This is a genomic window from Oceanospirillum sp. (assembly GCF_982874595.1).
On sequence record NZ_CEYNZH010000004.1, the window covers coordinates 35009 to 52581 of the forward strand.

At 51.7% G+C, this 17573-nt stretch carries 18 protein-coding genes; 10 read left to right on the top strand and 8 right to left on the bottom strand.

Translation table 11 applies throughout. The annotated features are described in order from the left end of the window. Position 1 precedes the first annotated feature (1 nt). Positions 2–934: an exopolyphosphatase gene (locus AC4GL5_RS03030; protein ID WP_490381306.1), complete on the top strand. Its 933-nt coding sequence runs from the start codon at positions 2–4 to the stop codon at positions 932–934. 129 nt (positions 935–1063) lie between these two features. Next, a complete protein-coding gene (locus AC4GL5_RS03035; protein WP_490381307.1) occupies positions 1064–1354 on the top strand; it encodes an Rdx family protein in 291 nt (96 codons plus the stop codon). Between the two features lie 68 nt (positions 1355–1422). Here the strand turns inward: AC4GL5_RS03035 and AC4GL5_RS03040 are convergent, their stop codons facing one another. Then, positions 1423–1935: a HugZ family pyridoxamine 5'-phosphate oxidase gene (locus AC4GL5_RS03040; protein WP_490381308.1), complete on the bottom strand. Its 513-nt coding sequence runs from the start codon at positions 1933–1935 to the stop codon at positions 1423–1425. 140 nt (positions 1936–2075) lie between these two features. Between AC4GL5_RS03040 and AC4GL5_RS03045 the strand changes: the two genes are divergently transcribed. Continuing rightward, a complete protein-coding gene (locus AC4GL5_RS03045; RefSeq protein ID WP_490381309.1) occupies positions 2076–3002 on the top strand; it encodes a DMT family transporter in 927 nt (308 codons plus the stop codon). A gap of 37 nt (positions 3003–3039) precedes the next feature. After that, positions 3040–3282 (top strand): DUF1653 domain-containing protein, encoded by a 243-nt coding sequence (locus AC4GL5_RS03050; protein ID WP_490381310.1) that lies wholly within the window; start codon positions 3040–3042, stop codon positions 3280–3282. Positions 3283–3423: 141 nt separating this feature from the next. Here the strand turns inward: AC4GL5_RS03050 and AC4GL5_RS03055 are convergent, their stop codons facing one another. Further along, positions 3424–4119, bottom strand: coding sequence for an arylesterase (locus AC4GL5_RS03055; protein WP_490381311.1), 696 nt, complete (start codon positions 4117–4119; stop codon positions 3424–3426). Here AC4GL5_RS03055 and AC4GL5_RS03060 point away from each other — a divergent pair. From AC4GL5_RS03060 to AC4GL5_RS03075, 4 genes are all read left to right on the top strand, one after another. Then, a complete protein-coding gene (locus tag AC4GL5_RS03060; RefSeq protein WP_490381312.1) occupies positions 4118–4861 on the top strand; it encodes an ABC transporter ATP-binding protein in 744 nt (247 codons plus the stop codon). The two genes, AC4GL5_RS03055 and AC4GL5_RS03060, sit on opposite strands and share 2 nt — an antisense overlap. Before the next feature lies 1 nt (position 4862). Then, positions 4863–7439 carry an ABC transporter permease gene (locus AC4GL5_RS03065; RefSeq protein ID WP_490381313.1) on the top strand — a complete coding sequence of 859 codons (2577 nt, stop codon included), beginning with the start codon at positions 4863–4865 and terminating at the stop codon, positions 7437–7439. A 209-nt stretch (positions 7440–7648) separates the two neighbouring features. Then, entirely contained in the window at positions 7649–9133 is a 1485-nt protein-coding gene (locus tag AC4GL5_RS03070; RefSeq protein ID WP_490381314.1) for a DUF3422 family protein, read from the top strand. 150 nt (positions 9134–9283) lie between these two features. Beyond that, positions 9284–9598: a BolA family protein gene (locus AC4GL5_RS03075; protein WP_490381315.1), complete on the top strand. Its 315-nt coding sequence runs from the start codon at positions 9284–9286 to the stop codon at positions 9596–9598. Between the two features lie 120 nt (positions 9599–9718). Here AC4GL5_RS03075 and AC4GL5_RS03080 read toward each other — a convergent pair whose 3' ends face one another. Further along, positions 9719–9937, bottom strand: a complete 219-nt coding sequence (locus AC4GL5_RS03080; protein WP_490381316.1) for a SlyX family protein — start codon at positions 9935–9937, stop codon at positions 9719–9721. 273 nt (positions 9938–10210) lie between these two features. On the opposite strand from AC4GL5_RS03080, the gene AC4GL5_RS03085 reads away from it, so the two are divergent. Then, on the top strand, positions 10211–10642 hold the full coding sequence (locus AC4GL5_RS03085; RefSeq protein WP_490381317.1) for a cold-shock protein: 432 nt from the start codon (positions 10211–10213) through the stop codon (positions 10640–10642). Positions 10643–10775: 133 nt separating this feature from the next. After that, positions 10776–11192: a hypothetical protein gene (locus AC4GL5_RS03090; protein ID WP_490381318.1), complete on the top strand. Its 417-nt coding sequence runs from the start codon at positions 10776–10778 to the stop codon at positions 11190–11192. Between the two features lie 102 nt (positions 11193–11294). Here AC4GL5_RS03090 and AC4GL5_RS03095 read toward each other — a convergent pair whose 3' ends face one another. The 5 genes from AC4GL5_RS03095 to AC4GL5_RS03115 form a co-directional block, all read right to left on the bottom strand. Continuing rightward, positions 11295–11681: a hypothetical protein gene (locus AC4GL5_RS03095; protein ID WP_490381319.1), complete on the bottom strand. Its 387-nt coding sequence runs from the start codon at positions 11679–11681 to the stop codon at positions 11295–11297. Further along, positions 11671–11982 (bottom strand): hypothetical protein, encoded by a 312-nt coding sequence (locus AC4GL5_RS03100; protein WP_490381320.1) that lies wholly within the window; start codon positions 11980–11982, stop codon positions 11671–11673. Before AC4GL5_RS03100 ends, AC4GL5_RS03095 begins: the two co-directional genes overlap by 11 nt. A gap of 29 nt (positions 11983–12011) precedes the next feature. After that, positions 12012–13160: a succinyl-diaminopimelate desuccinylase gene (dapE, locus tag AC4GL5_RS03105; protein ID WP_490381321.1), complete on the bottom strand. Its 1149-nt coding sequence runs from the start codon at positions 13158–13160 to the stop codon at positions 12012–12014. 261 nt (positions 13161–13421) lie between these two features. Continuing rightward, entirely contained in the window at positions 13422–15293 is a 1872-nt protein-coding gene (locus AC4GL5_RS03110) for a methyl-accepting chemotaxis protein (RefSeq protein ID WP_490381322.1), read from the bottom strand. A 253-nt stretch (positions 15294–15546) separates the two neighbouring features. Next, a complete protein-coding gene (locus tag AC4GL5_RS03115) occupies positions 15547–17511 on the bottom strand; it encodes an adenylate/guanylate cyclase domain-containing protein (protein WP_490381323.1) in 1965 nt (654 codons plus the stop codon). Positions 17512–17573 lie beyond the last annotated feature (62 nt).

Sequence of the window (17573 nt, forward strand, 5' to 3'; positions counted from 1 at the left end):
GATGTCAGGTCAAAAGTTCCGACTGGTTACCCGCAGTGATTTTGACGGTCTGGTGTGCGCGGTGTTGCTGAAGCACCTGGATATGATTGATGATATTTTGTTTGTGCATCCTAAAGATATGCAGGATGGCAAAATTGAAATTACAGGTTCGGATATCACCACGAACCTGCCTTATGTGAAAGGTTGTCACCTGGCTTTTGACCACCACCTGAGTGAGACTCTGCGTAACGACAGCAGTATTGATAATCATATTATCGATCCTGACGCGCCATCTGCAGCTCGCGTTGTGTATGACTATTACGGTGGTGCAGATAAGTTCCCGGCTTCCTGGAACGACATGATGGAAGCGGTAGACAAAGGTGACTCTGCCCAGTTCAGCCGTGATGAGATTCTGAAGCCGGAAGGTTGGGTTCTGATGAACTTCCTGATGGATGCCCGTACCGGTCTGGGGCGTTTCCGTGAGTTCCGCATCTCTAACTACCAACTGATGATGCAGCTGATCGATTACTGTGCACACCATAACATTGATGACATCCTGAAGTTGGAAGATGTCAAAGAGCGTGTTGAGCTGTACTTTGAACAGGAAGCGAAAGCGGTTGAGCAGATCAAACGCTGCAGCACGGTTCACGGCAATCTGGTGGTTCTGGATCTGCGTGATGAAGAGACGATCTGGGCAACCAACCGTTTTATGATTTACGCCCTGTATCCGGACTGCAACATCTCCATCCACGTACTGTGGGGCCTGAAGCAGCAGAACACTGTATTTGCCGTGGGCAAATCGATTCTGGATCGCAGCTCAAACACCAACGTGGGCGAGCTTTGTCTGCAGTATGGCGGTGGCGGCCACATGAATGCCGGTACCTGTCAGGTTGAAAATGATAAAGCGGCTGATTCGCTGGCTGAGATCGTTAAAAAGATTAACGCAGATGGATAATTATTGTCGGCGTGCAACAATCTGAGGATTGTTGATAAAACCCCCGGTTCTATGAATCGGGGGTTTATTGTTTGTGGGCGGCAAACGATAAAGGTTTGTTGATAGCCTGATTGATCGGAGAGAGTTCCCATGCTGACAAAAGCGAAAGTCACGATTTTTTACTGCACCCAATGTAACTGGATGATGAGAGCGGCCTGGATCGCTCAGGAGATTCTGCACACCTTTAGTGATGACCTGGCTGAGGTGGCGTTAGCCCCGTCAACGGGTGGTCGTTATGAAATCTGGCTGGATGATATTCTGCTTTGGGAGCGTAAAGCGGATGGCGGTTTTCCGGAAGCGAAAATTATTAAACAGCGGATCAGGGATGCAATTGACCCGGAACGCTCTCTGGGGCACTCCGATAGTGCCGCGCACTCCTGAACAGAATAAAATGCATCTTCTGCTTTTTTTGAGGGGTATGGTTGGAGGCAGATTTTAGTGTGCAAGGCTCAGCGTTTCAGATGCTCGATCTGGTTCAGCCCTTCACCGGAAAGCGCATAAGCCTGGCCAAAGCCGCGCACATAGGTTGCCCGCTCAGGTATCAGTTTCAGCAAGTGGAAGTCCCCTAAACCTTTCAGCAGATCAATAATTTCCCCAAAGCGATCTTGCATCTGCTCCAGTCTGTCGGCAAATTCTGCACCGTCTCTGGCAATGATTTCAACGCGGCCGACACAGGTGAAACGCTGGCGGGCAAAAAGCTGTCGGGTGCTTTGCTCGTCAGCAATCAGCATCCAGGAAACCTTTTTATTATCAAGAAGATGTTGAGTATGTGCCGCCAACTCGCTGACAAAGATATAGTGGTTTCCGGCTTCATCCTCAATAAAGGGGGCATAACTGGCTTCGGGCCATTGGTCTCCGTTGAGCGTGGCCAGAATGAGTGTCTTACAGTTTTGGCGAAACTGATGTTGTTCTGCCTGTATATCGCTGAGGGTGAGAGTCTTTTTTGAGGGTGAAGCTTCCATCGGGGGTCTCCGCAGAAAGTAAGACGTCAAACATCAATATCACTGTAAGTCGGGTAGGGACTATAGCACCTGCCCGGAATTACCTAAATATGACCTTTGCGTTAACGTAAGGTTTCATGGGATACCTGACAGGAGTCATTATGCCAACGGGCCAAGCCTTAAAAGATAAAAAAGCCCTTATTTTTGCCCTGATAGCAGTGGGGATGTGGTCTACCGTAGCGACTGCCTTCAAGATTGCTCTGCAGTATCTGCAGCCTGCCCAACTTCTGTTGTGGGCCGCGATATTTTCGATTGTGGTGTTGTCAACGGTTATTAGTGTGCAGGGAAAATGGTCAGAACTTGGACATCTCTCGGCTAAAGAGTGGGGAGCATCCATTGTTTATGGTGCCTTGAATCCCGCACTTTATTACATGGTGCTTTTTGCCGCTTATGATCTGCTGCCTGCTCAGGAAGCCCAGGCCCTTAACTATTCCTGGGCGTTGACTCTGGCTTTCCTTTCGGTGCCTTTTTTAGGGCAAAAATTACGACTGCAGGATTTGTTCGCCGGGCTGATCTGTTATGGTGGCGTGTTGGTTATCGCAACCCGTGGAGATGTGCTGGGGCTTGAGTTCAGCAATTTGCCCGGTGTTGGCCTGGCGCTTTTCAGTACTCTGATCTGGGCGGGTTACTGGATTCTCAACACCAAGGATAAGCGTGAACCGATTATTGGCTTAATGCTCAACTTTGTTATGGCGCTGCCTATTCTGTTACTGATCAATGCTTATCTGGGATTGCTTGTATTGCCCGATCTGAAGGGGATTGCCGCTGCTGCTTATGTCGGAGTGTTTGAGATGGGGTTGGCCTTTGTTTGCTGGCTGAGCGCGATGCGTCTGACCTCTCAAACGGCCAAAATCAGCAATCTGATCTTTCTGTCGCCCTTTATTTCCCTCATTTTGATCTACTTCCTGTTGGGAGAGACCATCTACCCATCCACCCTGATCGGCTTGGGCTTTATTATCGGTGGTCTGCTGATTCAGCAACATAAGAGTGCTGCGCAAAAGGCTGCGTTAAAAGAGATCAACTCCTGACCGCCACGCTTTCGAACGATTTGTTATTGGAGACATTATGTCGATTCAAACCGGAATCTATCAGCATTATAAAGGCCCTAAATATCTGGTGATGGGCGAGGTGACGCACAGCGAAACCGAGGAGACTCTGGTGCTGTATCGGGCGCTTTATGGCGAGCGTGGTCTTTGGGTGCGTCCGGCGGCGATGTTTACTGAGCAGGTTGAAATAGATGGCGTGCAGCAGCCTCGTTTTAAACTGGTCGAACCGGTAGCCGGCTTATCTGATGAAAAAATGGAGTAAATCTATATCTTTTATAGCGATGAGGTGGTGTTTGATTTTGTAGGTATTTTTTCGATTTTTTATCGTTAGCATGGCCCTTTCGGGTTCGGGACCCCTCCTGTGAATTCAGGAGGGGTCTTTTCGTTCTGAAAAAGGAAATGGCTAGAGTAAGGGGGTCAGGACTGGCCAGATATTATCCAGCAGCTGACGTTGGGCTTCGGCCTTGGGATGAATACCATCGCTTTGCATCAGATCTGGGTAGATGGCGATCTTTTCCAGAATAAAGGGCACGACTGCGGTCTGTTTCTGTTCTGCAAGACTCGGATAAACGGCAGCAAAGGCGGAGGTGTAGCGGCGGCCATAGTTAGGCGGCAGCTGAATGCCCAACAGTAACGGCGTGGCTCCGGCGTTGCGGCTCATATCGATCATACGGCTCAGGTTGTTCTGCATCAGATGCAACGGTAGCCCCCGTAAACCATCATTCCCCCCCAACTCCAGCAGAACCAGTGACGGTTGATGCTGTCGGAGTAGTTCTGGCAGACGCGTCAGTCCACCCTGAGTGGTTTCACCGCTGATACTGGCATTCACCACCCGATAGTGATAACTCTGTTCTTCAAGACGTTTTTCCAGCAGGCTGACCCAGCCTTCTCCCTGACGCAGGCCATAACCGGCACTGATGCTGTCACCGAGAACAAGCAGTGCTTCAGCCGATTCATCGTGATCGGCTGCGAATGCCTGAGATGAAACAGACAGAATCAAAACTGAAAGCAAACTGATCAGCAGCAGACGCGTAGAAAGATAAACTGAGCGACGGCAGATGGCCGCCAAATAACCAGTGAAAGGATGTTGAATCGACATGAATGCTCCCGCTTCCGAAAGTCGTGAAAAAAATGCTAACACAGAGATGAGATCCGTTATACGCACCGACAAGCTGGTCAGAACCGTTACCGATGCCGATGGCCAGGAGCTGCATATTCTGCAGGGTGTTGATTGTCAGATCTATGCCGGTGAGAGTGTGGCGATTCTGGGAAGTTCCGGTGCCGGTAAATCCACCCTGCTGGGGTTGCTGGCAGGGCTGGACCAAAGCTCCGGTGGTGAGATTTGGCTGAACGATCAGCCCATGAGTGAGCTGGATGAAGAGGGTCGCGCCCGGATGCGTCAGCAGGTGGGTTTTGTCTTCCAGTCTTTTCAGCTGCTGGAGCATCTGACTGCGCTGGAAAATGTGATGTTGCCGCTGGAGCTGGCGGGAGAGAAAGATTATCAGGCCAAGGCTAAGCACTGGCTGGAGCGGGTCGGTCTGGGGGAGCGGATCAAACACTATCCGCGCCAGTTATCCGGTGGTGAGCAGCAGCGGGTAGCGATTGCCCGCGCTTTTGCCGGTGATCCTCTGGTGCTGTTTGCCGATGAACCCACCGGTAATCTGGATAGCGTGACCGGCCAATCGATTATCGACCTGCTCTTTACCCTCAACAAAGAGAATCACACCACGCTGATTCTGGTAACTCATGATGCCAATCTGGCTCAGCACTGCCAGCGACGTTTAACCCTGAGTGATGGCCTGTTGCATGAAGAGCAGGCCGCTGTCGCTGAGGAGGCGTGAGATGACTCAGGAAGCGGCAAGCAAAGCAACAAAAGGCAGGGTTGCAAAGTGGCCGATGGCCTTCAAGTTATTGGCACGGGAGTGGCGCTCCGGTGATCTGAATCTGCTGTTTACTGCTCTGGTACTGGCAGTGATGACAGTGGCGCTGACCGGTTTTATTGCCGATCGTCTGCAGCGGGGGATGGAGCAGCAGGCCGCTCAGCTGATGGGCGGTGATCTGGTGTTACGCAGCCCTCGTGTTATTGATGATCGCTGGCTGCAGGAAGCGCGGGATCGCGGTCTTAAGGCGGTGCCAACACTGGAATTTGCCAGTATGGTAGCCGGAGATAACGGCTTTCAGTTATCTGCCGTAAAAGCGGTGGGTAGCGGTTATCCGTTAAAGGGTGGCCTGGAACTGGAACAGTCTTCTATAGGGGAGGGCAGGCTGCAGCGTCAGGATGTGGCCGTTGACTATGTGGACAGCGATGGCATGTTACCCGGCTCCGGTGAGGTCTGGGTGGATCGTCGTTTGCTGACCTCGCTTAATGCCGCCATCGGAGGCGAAGTGGAGATCGGCCGTAAGCTGTTTACCATCACCCGAATTATTCATAAAGAGCCGGATCGCAGCGGCGGCTTTATGAGCCTGAATCCCCGGTCTTTGATCAACTTCAGTGATGTGGAAGAAACCGGCGTGGTTCAGCCCGGTAGCCGGGTGCGTTTCCGCTATATGTTTGCCGGTGATCTGGCGGTGATCGATCAGTTTAAAAGCTGGCTGGAGCCTCAGCTGAAGCCATCCCATCGTCTGCTGGATATCCGTGAAGACCGGCCTTCTGTCGGCTCGGCGCTGGATCGTGCCCAGCGTTATCTGCAGCTGGCCAGTATCGGTGCTGTGATTCTCTCCGGTGTTGCCGTGGCGATGGCGGCAGGTCGTTTTGCCCGTCGCCGTCAGGATACCGTTGCTGTGATGGCAAGCTTTGGTTTTGCCGCACCGGTTATGGGGGCTATCTACCTGCGTCTGTTGCTGGTGCTGGGCGTTGTTGCAGCTGTGAGCGGCGCTCTGCTCGGTTATCTGCTGCAACTGACGGGTACTTCGCTGGTGGCTGACCTGCTGCCGGTTTATCTGCCGCCCGCGGGCTGGCAGCCCTGGGGGCTGTCGATCGGCACCGGTATTCTCCTGCTGATGGGCTTTGCCAGTGCGCCGCTGCGACAGCTGCGTAACGTGTCACCGTTACGGGTGTTCCGTCGCGATCTGGAGATGACGTCACCCTCCTCATTTGTGGTCTATGGGCTGGCGCTGTCTGCTCTGGTGGTGATGATCTACTGGTACAGCTCCGATGCCCGTCTGACCCTTTGGCTGACATTGGGGCTTGTGGCGGTGATGGGCTTATCGGCTCTGCTGACACTGGGGCTTTTCCGTTTGCTCAAATGGATTGGGCCTAAACTGCCGATGCGACCTCGCCTTGCGGTTCGTAGTCTGTACAGCCATAAACAAACTGCATTGCCGCAAGTGATGGCCTTTGGTCTGGTGCTGATGGTTGTCGCGCTGGTGGCGCTGATCCGTAATGACCTGCTGGCCAGCTGGCAGCAGCAACTGCCGCAAAGTGCGCCTAACTACTTCGCCATCAATATTCAGCCTTATGAACGCGAAGCCTTTGCGGAACGTCTGGATCAGGCTGAGGTAAAGCGTTCGCCCTTGTATCCGATTGTCCGTGGTCGTCTGACGGAGATTAACAGTCAGCCCGCCCGTGATGCGGTGCCGGAAAAAGCTAAAGAGGATAACGCGCTGCACCGGGAACTGAATCTCACCTGGCGTGCCGATCTGCCGGATGATAATCAGGTGATTACCGGTCGCTGGTGGGGAGAAAACGATCAGGTCGGTTATGAAGAGCTGATCCCTTTGTCTCTGGAATCCGGTATGGCTGAACGCCTGAGTCTGGGCATGGGGGACACCCTGAGTTTTGATCTGGCGGGGCAGACGATCACCGGTGAAGTGACCAATATCCGTCAGGTGAACTGGGATAACTTCCAGCCCAACTTCTATGTGATTACACCGCCCGGTGTGCTGGAGCAGATGCCGCAAACCCTGCTGGCGAGCTTTTATCTGTCAGAGCAGCAGAAACACATGGTGCCCGGTCTGGTAAAAAGCTTCCCTGCGGTTTCTCTGTTGGATATCAGTCAGATTCTGGAGCAGGTGCGTCAGATTCTGGAACAGGTGACGCTGGCGATTGAAGTGATGCTGGGCTTTACCCTGCTCAGTGGTCTGGTACTACTTCTGGCGGCGGTGAAAAATAGTCTGGATGAACGATTGCGTGAAGGGGCGCTCTATCGCACTTTAGGTGCTTCCGGCACCATGATCCGCAGTATTCAGCGCTATGAGTTTGTTTTGCTTGGCATTGTTGCCGGGCTGCTGGCGCTGATGGGTTCCGAGCTGACCGCCTACCTGCTGTACCGTAATCTGTTTGACTTAGACTATAGTCTAAGCTTTACTCATTGGCTGGTTCTGCCAATATCAGGTGCGGTCATTATTACCTTGGCGGGGCTCTGGGGGACACGATTTGTGGTCAAACAGCCACCGTTACAGGTATTACGTGCCGGATAGCAGATTTTACTGCCCCTGAGGCTGGAGCCTTTTTTGCATAACCCTGCACCGGGTGTTGAATTAATAAACAAAGTGCTGCACCGGTTTTTTTATTTCACGCCAGCTTTCGGTTACCTGACCGCAAGCTGGCGAACGCTTTACCGCTTCGTAATACCCTGACGAAGTGAGAACCGGCAGCCGATAAAAAAATACAAGGATATCGATAGGCCATGAGCGCAGAGGCACGTCCCCATTCATCAGAAGTTGCGTCAAATTCTAACCTGTCGCCCTCAGAATCGGATCTGCAGGATTCGCCGTTATTGGCGATAGATCCGGAAGAGGCGATCGACAGCGCAGAGCTTGATGATCGCCGCTATCCTGCCAGTGGCGAAGGCTACACAGATAATAATCAGGGCCTTCCGTTTCGGGTTCATCCCCGCCGTGATGAACTTTATAACGAACTGCACGCCCGTCCGTTCCCGGTGGTTCAGACCCCGGCCCGGGTGTCCCGACTGGCGGTACTGATTCCTGAAGAAGATCGCGCTCGTGAGTTCACTCACCTGCGCAATCTCTGTGAGCGGTACGGTGTGAATATGCCGGCTGAAAATTGCAGTTTCTATCAGGCTGATTTCGGTGGTTTCCAGTTCCGCTGTGGTCGTCACATGGAATTTGTCACCTACACCTTTATTCGCCCTGAAACCAGCGAGCAGCCGTTTACTTCAACCGCGCTGGAGCTGATTCCTCAGGATTGGCTGCGCAGTATGCCCGGCGAGGTCGTGGCGGCCTTCCATATTGAGATGCTGGATGCTTCCCAGCCGGCACTGAATCGAGAGCAGCTGAAGACCAGCTTTGAAGGTCAGCGTCTGGTCAGCGGCAGCCTGATGGATGGCGATGCTACCGTCTGGAGTGCGTTCCGTCTGCATGGTGATGGCTTCGGGCGTTTCCTGATCCACAACCATGGCCTGAACAACAACCAGACCGGTCGTTTGCTGCAGCGATTAGTGGAGATGGAAACCTACCGTTTGATGGCTTTGCTGGCACTGCCGGAAGCCCGTCGTCTGGGGCCGTCCCTGCAGGATGTGGATCGTAAGCTGGCGGCGATTATCGCCAGTGCCGCAGATATGAAAGATCATGCGGACGAGCGCAAAATGCTGACGGATCTATCGCAGCTGGCGGCTCAGGTAGAGCGCTGGCGCACCAATACCAACTATCGCTTCTCGGCGATGCGCGCGTATTACTCGCTGGTCATGAAGCGGATGGACGAGCTGAGAGAGCAGCAGGTAGAAAATTATTTCACCATTGGCTCTTTTCTGGAGCGTCGTCTGACGCCAGCTTTTAACACCTGTGAATCGATCAGTGAGCGTCTGGAGGATCTGGCGCGACGTATCGAGCGCGCGGGTGATCTGCTGCAGACGCGGGTGGACCTGACCATTGAAGCGCAAAACCAGAGTCTGCTTTCGTCTATGGATCGTCGGGGTAAGCTGCAGATGCGTCTGCAGGAAACGGTAGAAGGTCTGTCTATCGCCGCGATCAGTTACTACATGGTCAGTCTGGTGAAAATTCTGGTGGGGGCGGCTTACAGTGCCGGACTGCCGGTGAATAAAGATCTGATCACGGGGATCTCGGTGCCTGTTGTGGTGGCGTTAGTCTGGTGGCTGACCCATCGGGTGAAAAAAGCGATCATGAAAGCCAGTGACTCGGAACCGGATATCTGACGCTAGGGTTAAAACCCAGTGCTGAGGTAGGGATTGCTTTTTATCCCGTGAGCGCTAAAGTGAGGCCAGCAAACGCTGGCCTTTTTTGTGGCCGCAGAACCGTTCTTGTTGCTTATTTTTACGCACGTTTTTCATCACAGGATCCCTTTTATGTCTGTACAAGCCACCATCGAAAGCAAGCTGTCCGAACAACTTTCACCCCTGGTTATTGCCGTTGAAAATGAAAGTCACAAACACAGCCGCGGGGAAAACTCTCATTTTAAACTGACACTGGTGTCTGACGTGTTTGCAGGTCTGCGTCCGGTGCAGCGCCACCAGAAGGTGTATGGCGTTTTGGCTGATGAGCTGGAGTCCGGGGTTCATGCGCTGGCGATTCATGCGTATACACCGGAAGAGTGGCAAAGCCGTGGCGGCGATGTGCCCGCGTCACCAAACTGTTTGGGTGGCAGTAAGCACGATAAATAAGATTGATGTGCCAGAAACAGCGGGCAGAGAAGATATCCACTGGTATTTATCGCGCGGGGATAAATACCAGTTTGCAGAAGACAGGGTGTTAGCGATCTAACATGGCCTTAATATAATGGCTCAGTAATGGGGAGGGATTTCCTGAGTAGGGTCGAAGTTTTCGATACCCGCATTATCCTGATCTGCTTTTTCCTTCATCTCTTTGTAAAGCTGACGTACCGCATCTTCCAGTAACTTTATGCGTTTATCTTGCTCTGTGATTACGTGGTTGAGCGCTTCTATGGTATCGTCCTGAAAGGCGAGCTTAATTTCCAGTTCGTCTAATCTGTCTTCTGGCATTTTTGATTCCTGACAAGGGTTAGGATTCGGGCACTTCAAGTGCCGGGGATGCTCTGTATAATAGAGCGCTACAGAGTGTTTTGAAAATTAAAGTGGCGAAAGGTGAAGTCTTTTTTTACCAGCATTTTATTCTTTATTTCTGCTGGACTTTTACTTCAGATATTTGCCGTGGAAGAACCGGAAGAAAGCACTCGGTAAAGACTGCTATAAGCGTCAGTTCTTTGATTTTAAAAGTGATTTTAATAATAACTAATTGTTTATGAGAGAGTAAGTATGAGCAAAAATTCCTTTGTTCGTTGTGTGTTAATCAGTGTGGTTATGGCCGTTGTTGGGCCGTTTGTTCTTGACCTGGCAACTCAGGCCGGAGAACAGGGATTGCGTGCTAACGGACACTATGTACCGGCAGCGATTGTATTTTTTCTGACCACCTTCTTAGGCACTGCAGTTCTGAACTACCTGACGCCTCAGTTGGCAAATATTGCCAATGATGAGAATGATGATCGTGAAATGGGCACTGTTAAGTGGTTTAACGTTTCTAAGGGCTTCGGCTTTATTACCCGTGATTCCGGTGGTGATGTGTTTGTTCACTTCCGTTCGATCCGTGGTACCGGTCACCGCTCTTTGGCGGAAGGTCAGCGTGTACGTTTTGCCATTATCACCAGTGATAAGGGCCTGCAAGCTGAAGACGTAACCGTTATCAGCTAAGACCGGATCAACCCGGTTCTGAAGAATACCCGGTGCTTCCCGCGAAGTATCCGGGTATTTTTTTGCCTGTTTTTCAGCGGCTTGGCTATGCTGTTAAGAATCCGGTTTCTTCTTCAGCAGCAGGAGGCTGTCTGTGTCGGCATCCCTTCCTAATCCCTCTTTTCCGATACGTCGGCCGTGTCCTGCCGGTGTCTGTGAGTGCGGTCATCTGGAGCTGCTCGAAAGCGGTAACGCCGATCTGCGGATTCTTCGGCTGACGCTGACAGAAGAGAAGCGGCTGATTGAGCGTCTGGATGCGATCAGTGACTTTGATGATCTGCAAAAAATGCAGCGCCTGATGTATGAACAGCTGGGCATTCAGCTGGAAATCTCTCCGGGTCATACGGAGGTTCGCAGTGCCCGAGGTTTGGAGATCCGTTTCAGGGATCAGCCGGGTTTGTGCCGTAAAACCCAGAAGAGTATTCCGGCGGCAATACGACGCTGTCTCACCGCTAAGCCGGAAATTCTGTACCGACTGCTGGATAGCTTTGATCTCTTTCGGGAGCTTTAATGCGGAGCGGTTGTACTGCTCTACAGTTTTGCGGACTGCCGCCAAACAAAAAGCCGAAGCGCTTGGCTTCGGCTTTTCAGGTTTGGTGAGCAGCGGATGGCCTTAGTCCGGCCAGCTGATCTCGCCCTCGCCTTTCTTGCTGATCTGCCACCAGAGATCCATCGGCTGATCCGGTTCCCATGAGCCCACAGAACAGCGAATAGTACGGCCGAAAAATGCAAAGGCTGCACGGGCACAGTCGATATCGGTTGCCCAACCACTTTCCGGGCTGTCGAACCAGATGCTCCAGTATTTACCGGCGGCTTTCTCCACAACATGAACCGGCACTTCGGTACCGTCTTTTTTTACCGCGCTGTAAAGCAGGGTACGTTTATCGAGCCGCTTGGGTTCTGAGTAACTTTCGAACAGCTCGTTAAACCAGCTTTCGATGGTTTCCAGATCGGGGTCCTGTACGTAAATCTCGATATCGGGAAAAGCTTCAGTTGTCATCGTTTTGATCCGTTCTTTTTGCTGAACCGGGTGCATCATCTACATCCGTGCTCAGAAAGCGATAAATGCGAAAGGCGCTCAGTCCGAGATATCCCAGCAGACCCAGTGCCGCACCGATCCCCATGGTAATCAGAGAGAGCAGGGCCACCAGTTCACGCCGTAGTGGTTCAAGATGGGTTGCCCCTTCTGCGAACATCAGCATACCGGCACCAACAAAGAAAATGATGGTGCCGATGGTCACCCGCCGGAGGTTCTGGCGGGTATCCTGAGACATTTTAATTAAGCGTTGCTTCAGACTCATAGGGTTCAGCTTGTTTGTGGGCTGATGAATCAGGTCAGAAGACGACTCATAATACCCTGATAGATGCCGGTAAGTTTGTTCAGGTCATCCGCCAGAATATGTTCGTTCACCTTATGAATGGTGGCGTTACAGGGACCTAATTCAACCACCTGAGTTCCTGTTGGCGCAATAAAACGACCATCGGAAGTGCCGCCGGAGGTGGACAGCTCGGTGGTGATATTGGTGGCTTCCAGAATCGCACCACGGCAGGCGTCAACCAGATCGCCTTCCGGTGTCAGGAAGGGTAGGCCATTCAGAGTCCACTGGAGGTCATATTCCAGCTCATGCTTGTCCAGAATACCGTGAACACGCTGTTTAATCTGATCGGCGGTCAGTTCAGTGGAGAAGCGGAAGTTAAACACCACTTCCACATCACCGGGAATCACATTGGTGGCACCTGTGCCGCCATTGATATTAGAGATCTGGAAACTGGTGGCCGGGAAGTATTCGTTGCCTTCATCCCAGTGCTCGGTGGATAACTCTGCCAGAGCAGGAGCCACCTGATGAATCGGGTTACGTGCCAGATGCGGATAAGCCACATGACCCTGAATTCCTTTGACCAGCAGCTTGGCGCCCAGAGAACCGCGACGACCGTTCTTGATAATGTCGCCGGTGTGGTGGGTGCTGGATGGCTCGCCCACGATACACCAGGTCATTTTCTCATCACGGGCTTCCAGATGCTCAACCACTTTTACCGTGCCATTTACCGCCGGGCCTTCTTCATCAGAGGTGATCAGAAACGCGATAGAACCTTTGTGGTTCGGATTAGCAGCAACAAACTCTTCACAGGCAACAACCATAGAGGCCAGACTGCCTTTCATGTCGGCAGCGCCGCGACCGTACAGCATGCCTTTTTCGTCGATCATCGGCTCAAAAGGTGCGTGTTTCCAGTTAGCCTCCGGGCCGGTTGGTACCACATCGGTGTGACCGGCAAAAGCCAGTACCGGCGCTTCTGTACCGCGACGCGCCCAGAAGTTATCCACATTACCGAAACGCAGGCGCTCGATTTTAAAACCGATCGCTTCCAGACGCTCAATCATCAATTCCTGACAACCGGCATCTTCCGGCGTTACGGAGTGGCGGCTGATAAGGTCGAAAGCCAGTTGTAGCGTAGGCGTCAACGCTTCGGTCTGAGACATGAGAGACAGGTTCCTGTGGTTTTAATTCGGTGTGTCGGAAAATAGGGTTATTTTAACGGTGCTGGTAAGCCGTTAACGGGCGGTCAAAGCACGTTAAAACAGCCCGCCATGATACCGGAAAGCGGCTGTCTTGTAATGAGGCTGGTGGTTTATGGGCTGGTTAAAAAACAAACAGTACGGTGCAGGCGATGTCTGTCCTGCACTTGCCGTAGTTATCGTCAGCTTATCCACAGCCTGGCTCACTCCGGCTGTGGAAAGAAATCAGGCAGAGCCTGCAAAAGAGCCCATTTCCTGCTGCAGTTTCTTGGATAACTGGAAGAGTTGCTTGCTGGCGTTACGGGTTTGTTCAGCCGCTGACAGGTTATGCTCGATCTGAGCCAGTACCTGACCCAGCTGATTCTCAGCGTCCGATATTCTTTGTAATTGCTGCTGGCTGAGCTGTTCGACTTCGTTATTTTGCTGGCTCAGGCTGACGAAATCTTTATCAATATCACTGAAGACCTCACTGATATGGGCTGACTGATTGAGCTGGGCGTCTGTTGTGCTTAATGTTGCCTGCATGCTGACGCTGGCCTCAGCGGTCTGATGTTGCAGATTGATGATCTGGGATTGGATCTGTTCGGTTGATTGTTGAGTTTTCTCCGCCAGAGATCGTACTTCATCCGCGACCACCGCAAAGCCCCGGCCCTGTTCGCCAGCCCTTGCGGCTTCAATGGCGGCATTAAGTGCCAGCAGATTGGTTTGGGATGCTATCTCGCTAATACTGACCATTACTTCGTTAATGGTATGGCTGTCATGGCTGAGCTGCTCAATGTGCTGGCAGGTTGTTCTGATCTCATCGGCTAATGCTTGGGTCGATTGGCTGTTGTCTTTTGCCAGGTTACTGATGGTGTTGGTCTTGCCGCTGACTTGTTGCATTGTACGCTGTGCGAGGCTGATCTGTTGTTGCACCTGCTGCGAGCCTTGTCCTGTGGACTCTAATGCTTTGTTGAGTTTTAACAGAAGCTGCTGCTGATTGGTTGCAACGCTAAGGGTCGATTCTGCACTTTGCTGCAGTTCACCCGCAGAGTTATCTAATTGGCCGGCAGCATCAATCGCTGATGTCATGCTGTCTGCAATTCGGCTGACAAAGCGGTTAAAGGCATGTGCCATCTGCCCCAGCTCATCCCGTGATTGGCTATGCAGGCGTACGCTCAGGTCGGCATTGCCGTTGGCTATCTCATTCAGGTGTTGAACCAGATTATTAATGCGGCTGACCACTCGTTTTGCCAACGTGTGCAGGCCGGTCAATAACGTGATAACAAAGAGAAGTGCAAGCAGCAGGCTGTTTCGGGTTTGCTGGCTAATTTTTTCTGCGATCTCCTGATGGCTGTGAGTCAGTGTCATCGCCAGCTGATCTGAGGCTTGCTGGGAAGCTTTGTTCAGTGCTCCGATTGCTCCTGTATTTTGGTTCAGGCCAACAGTTCTGGCTGTTTCGACAAACTCAAGAAAGCTTGTCTGATAGAGCGTTATGTCACTGATTATTTGTTGTTTAGAGGCGGTGGCGAGGTTTTCCCGGTTGAGTTCTTGTCCGAACCGGATGATTTGTTGTTGGAATTTTTCCACATACTTGTCTTGTCCCCGAAGCATAAAGTCTTTTTCGTGACGGCGAAGCATCAGCATTGAAGCGCTTAGTGCTATTTTCTGCTCGGTCTTCAGTCGCTCCTCGACCCGATGTACCGCCTGGCGAAGTTGGCCGTACATGCCTGTTGTTGGAGTAAGGCCTAATTGCTGTTTTTCGCGTTTGAGTTGATTGAAGGCTTTGCGATGGTTCTGAATATTAATGATGGCTTGTTGCAGATTTTCGCGACTAAGGTCTTTTGTTTTAAAGCGGTTGTTTAGGTTGGCTAACTCCTGTTCCAACTGCTGACTCTTTTGCAGCAGTTCACGGGATGCCGTCTCGTTGTTGCCGTAGATAAACGCCTGTTCATAGCCTTTTAGCATCAGCAGTTTCGCACGGCTATCGGACAGTTCGGTTTCCAGAGTATTAAATTCAGACAGTTGCTGCTGGGTGTAGTAAAGCAGTGCCATGATGAGGCTAAGACCGAATACTGTTGCTGCCATCAGCAGATTAAACCTGAGGCGAATGCTCATGCGGCAATTTTCTCCATTTCCATATGTTGAGGCGAAAGGGGTAAACCGCTTTTTATATCAGGTTGGGTAGGATGTTTTGATGACAGTTGGGTGACAGGTCGTTGACGGAGCGCAGTGTTTTATCAGTATGGTTTGCTGATCAAAAAATGATCAGTCATCGTCAGATGGCATAAATACTACAGTTGGCGGGGTTATCTCCAGTTTATCCACAGGCGGGTTCAGCCCCGCTGTGGACATTAACTGAAACCTTCACTTACAGGCCGCGAGTCGGGCAGAAGGTGGACTGGCATTTCAGGTGGTACAGGCGAACGTTCGGGTCGGAGAAGAAGGCGACTTCCCAGGGGTTTTTATCGATAAAAGCGGTCTTAACCGGCTGATAAAGCGGATGATTTACCGGAACTTCATAGGCGGTGGCATCAATCAGCACATAGTTCCACTCAATGGCGTTTTCAAAGGTAAAGCTGGCGCGCTGGTCGATGGCGAAACAGCATCGATTATCCTTTTGCAGTTGTTGTACTTTGAACGTTGACGGGAAAGAGATAATAAAAATATCGTCTTCCGTTGTGGATAAAAATGCCATCACTGTGGTGTGCGGTTGTTCCGGTGTACGGGTGACCAGAACCCCCAGTTTATTGTTGTACTCGTCGGTGTTAAACACAGGCATTGTGGTCAGGGGCGTAACAGGAAGCTCCTGCATTTTGCGGCTATCAGCAGGGTAGTCGTATCCGGGCTCCCGAAGGCCAAGAACCTCAGCCATACCGTGTACCAAACTGAATTCACGGTAATCGACGGTGAGCTGGTTGCCTGCTACTGCTCTGACCCGGCCTTTGTAGGAGCTACGAAATACCCGAAGCTCGGCATCGTATTCATCGACACCGGTACGGTTATCCAGGTGAATGGTCAGCAGGTCGCCTGTGTTGAACTGGTGCCCAAGGGGCAGGTTCACGGTCAGATGGTTATCATCGTGAAAGCTGACTTTGGCAATAGCCATCTGGATGCCATCGTTTTGTCCGGTAGGATCGTAGGCGGCAACAACGGCAATGGCTGGGCTGCCGATCACTTCGGCCAGGTTATCTACTGCAATATCCATACTGAGGTGCTCCGGATCGGAAAAGTCGTTGTTGGCCTGATCAGGCTGAATGTCAGCTTTTTTCTGAGACAGACTTTCTATTGAGGATATCGTATTGGCTGGTGTTTGGCTGTCTTTTGAACCCTGCGCTGAAGGGACGTCAGAAAAGAGCCAGACGCGCACAGCCTCTCTGATCCCTTTAAGAGAAACCAGATCGGATTGTTGAAAATATCGGTTCAGAAGCTGCTCGTTCAGGTGGTTTTCAGAGGCTGCCAGTTGCTGGTACAGCGCATCAGAAATCAGCAGATTCTTTCCCAGAGTTTTCGTGAGAGCTTCGATACGGGAAGCGCGGTTAACCGCTGGCCCTAAGGCGGTGAAGCTTCGTTTCTGTGGCCCGCCAAATTCCCCGAGCAAGGCCGGGCCAAAATCAATGCCGATACCGATCTGGAAGCGGTAAGCAAAGGCTTCTTCAAAATAGTCATTCAGCTTTTTCAGTGTGTGTAGCATCTCTAATGCTGCACGAACCGCAAGGGAGCAGGGCTCTGCGTGAGACTGGCTTCCGAGTCCGAAAATAGCCATAAAACCATCTCCCAGATATTTATCCAGATAACCCTGGTGCTGAATGACTACCTGCTCCATGGCATGAAAGTAGCGGTTGAGCATGTGGGAGATATCGTAGGGCAGATGCTGCTGGCTGAACTCGGTGAAGTTGCGGATGTCGCAGAAGAGAATAACCACTTTACGGTTGCGGGCACTGGGTGCAATACCGTTTTCCAGCACATTTTGGATATCGAGCGCATCACGAATAACACGGCGCAGTCTTACGGAACCTGTGGCTTTGCACTGGCAGGCCAGACGAACTTCATGGGGAAGCTGTTTACGTTCCTTCAGGCGTTTCTCTTTTTCGGTCTCAGGGCTCAGGTTTTCCTGTCCGGATTCAATGACCACCCGGCAGGTTGAGCAGCGTCCCTGTCCACCGCATTCGTGAACGTGGGGGATTCCGGCTTTTAGCGCCAGACACAGCAAGGTCTCTTCCGGGTCCAGCGGGACTGAAATTTCATTCTTAAAACTCAGCTGAAACGGATTATCTGCCTTGTCACTTGAAGATGAGATGGCTTTATCGCTTTTAGGAGAGGGTGAGGCAGACATAGATGATGACTTGCTAATCCAGAAAAGAGTTTCCAGTTTAGAGGCAGATCCTTCGCTTGTCA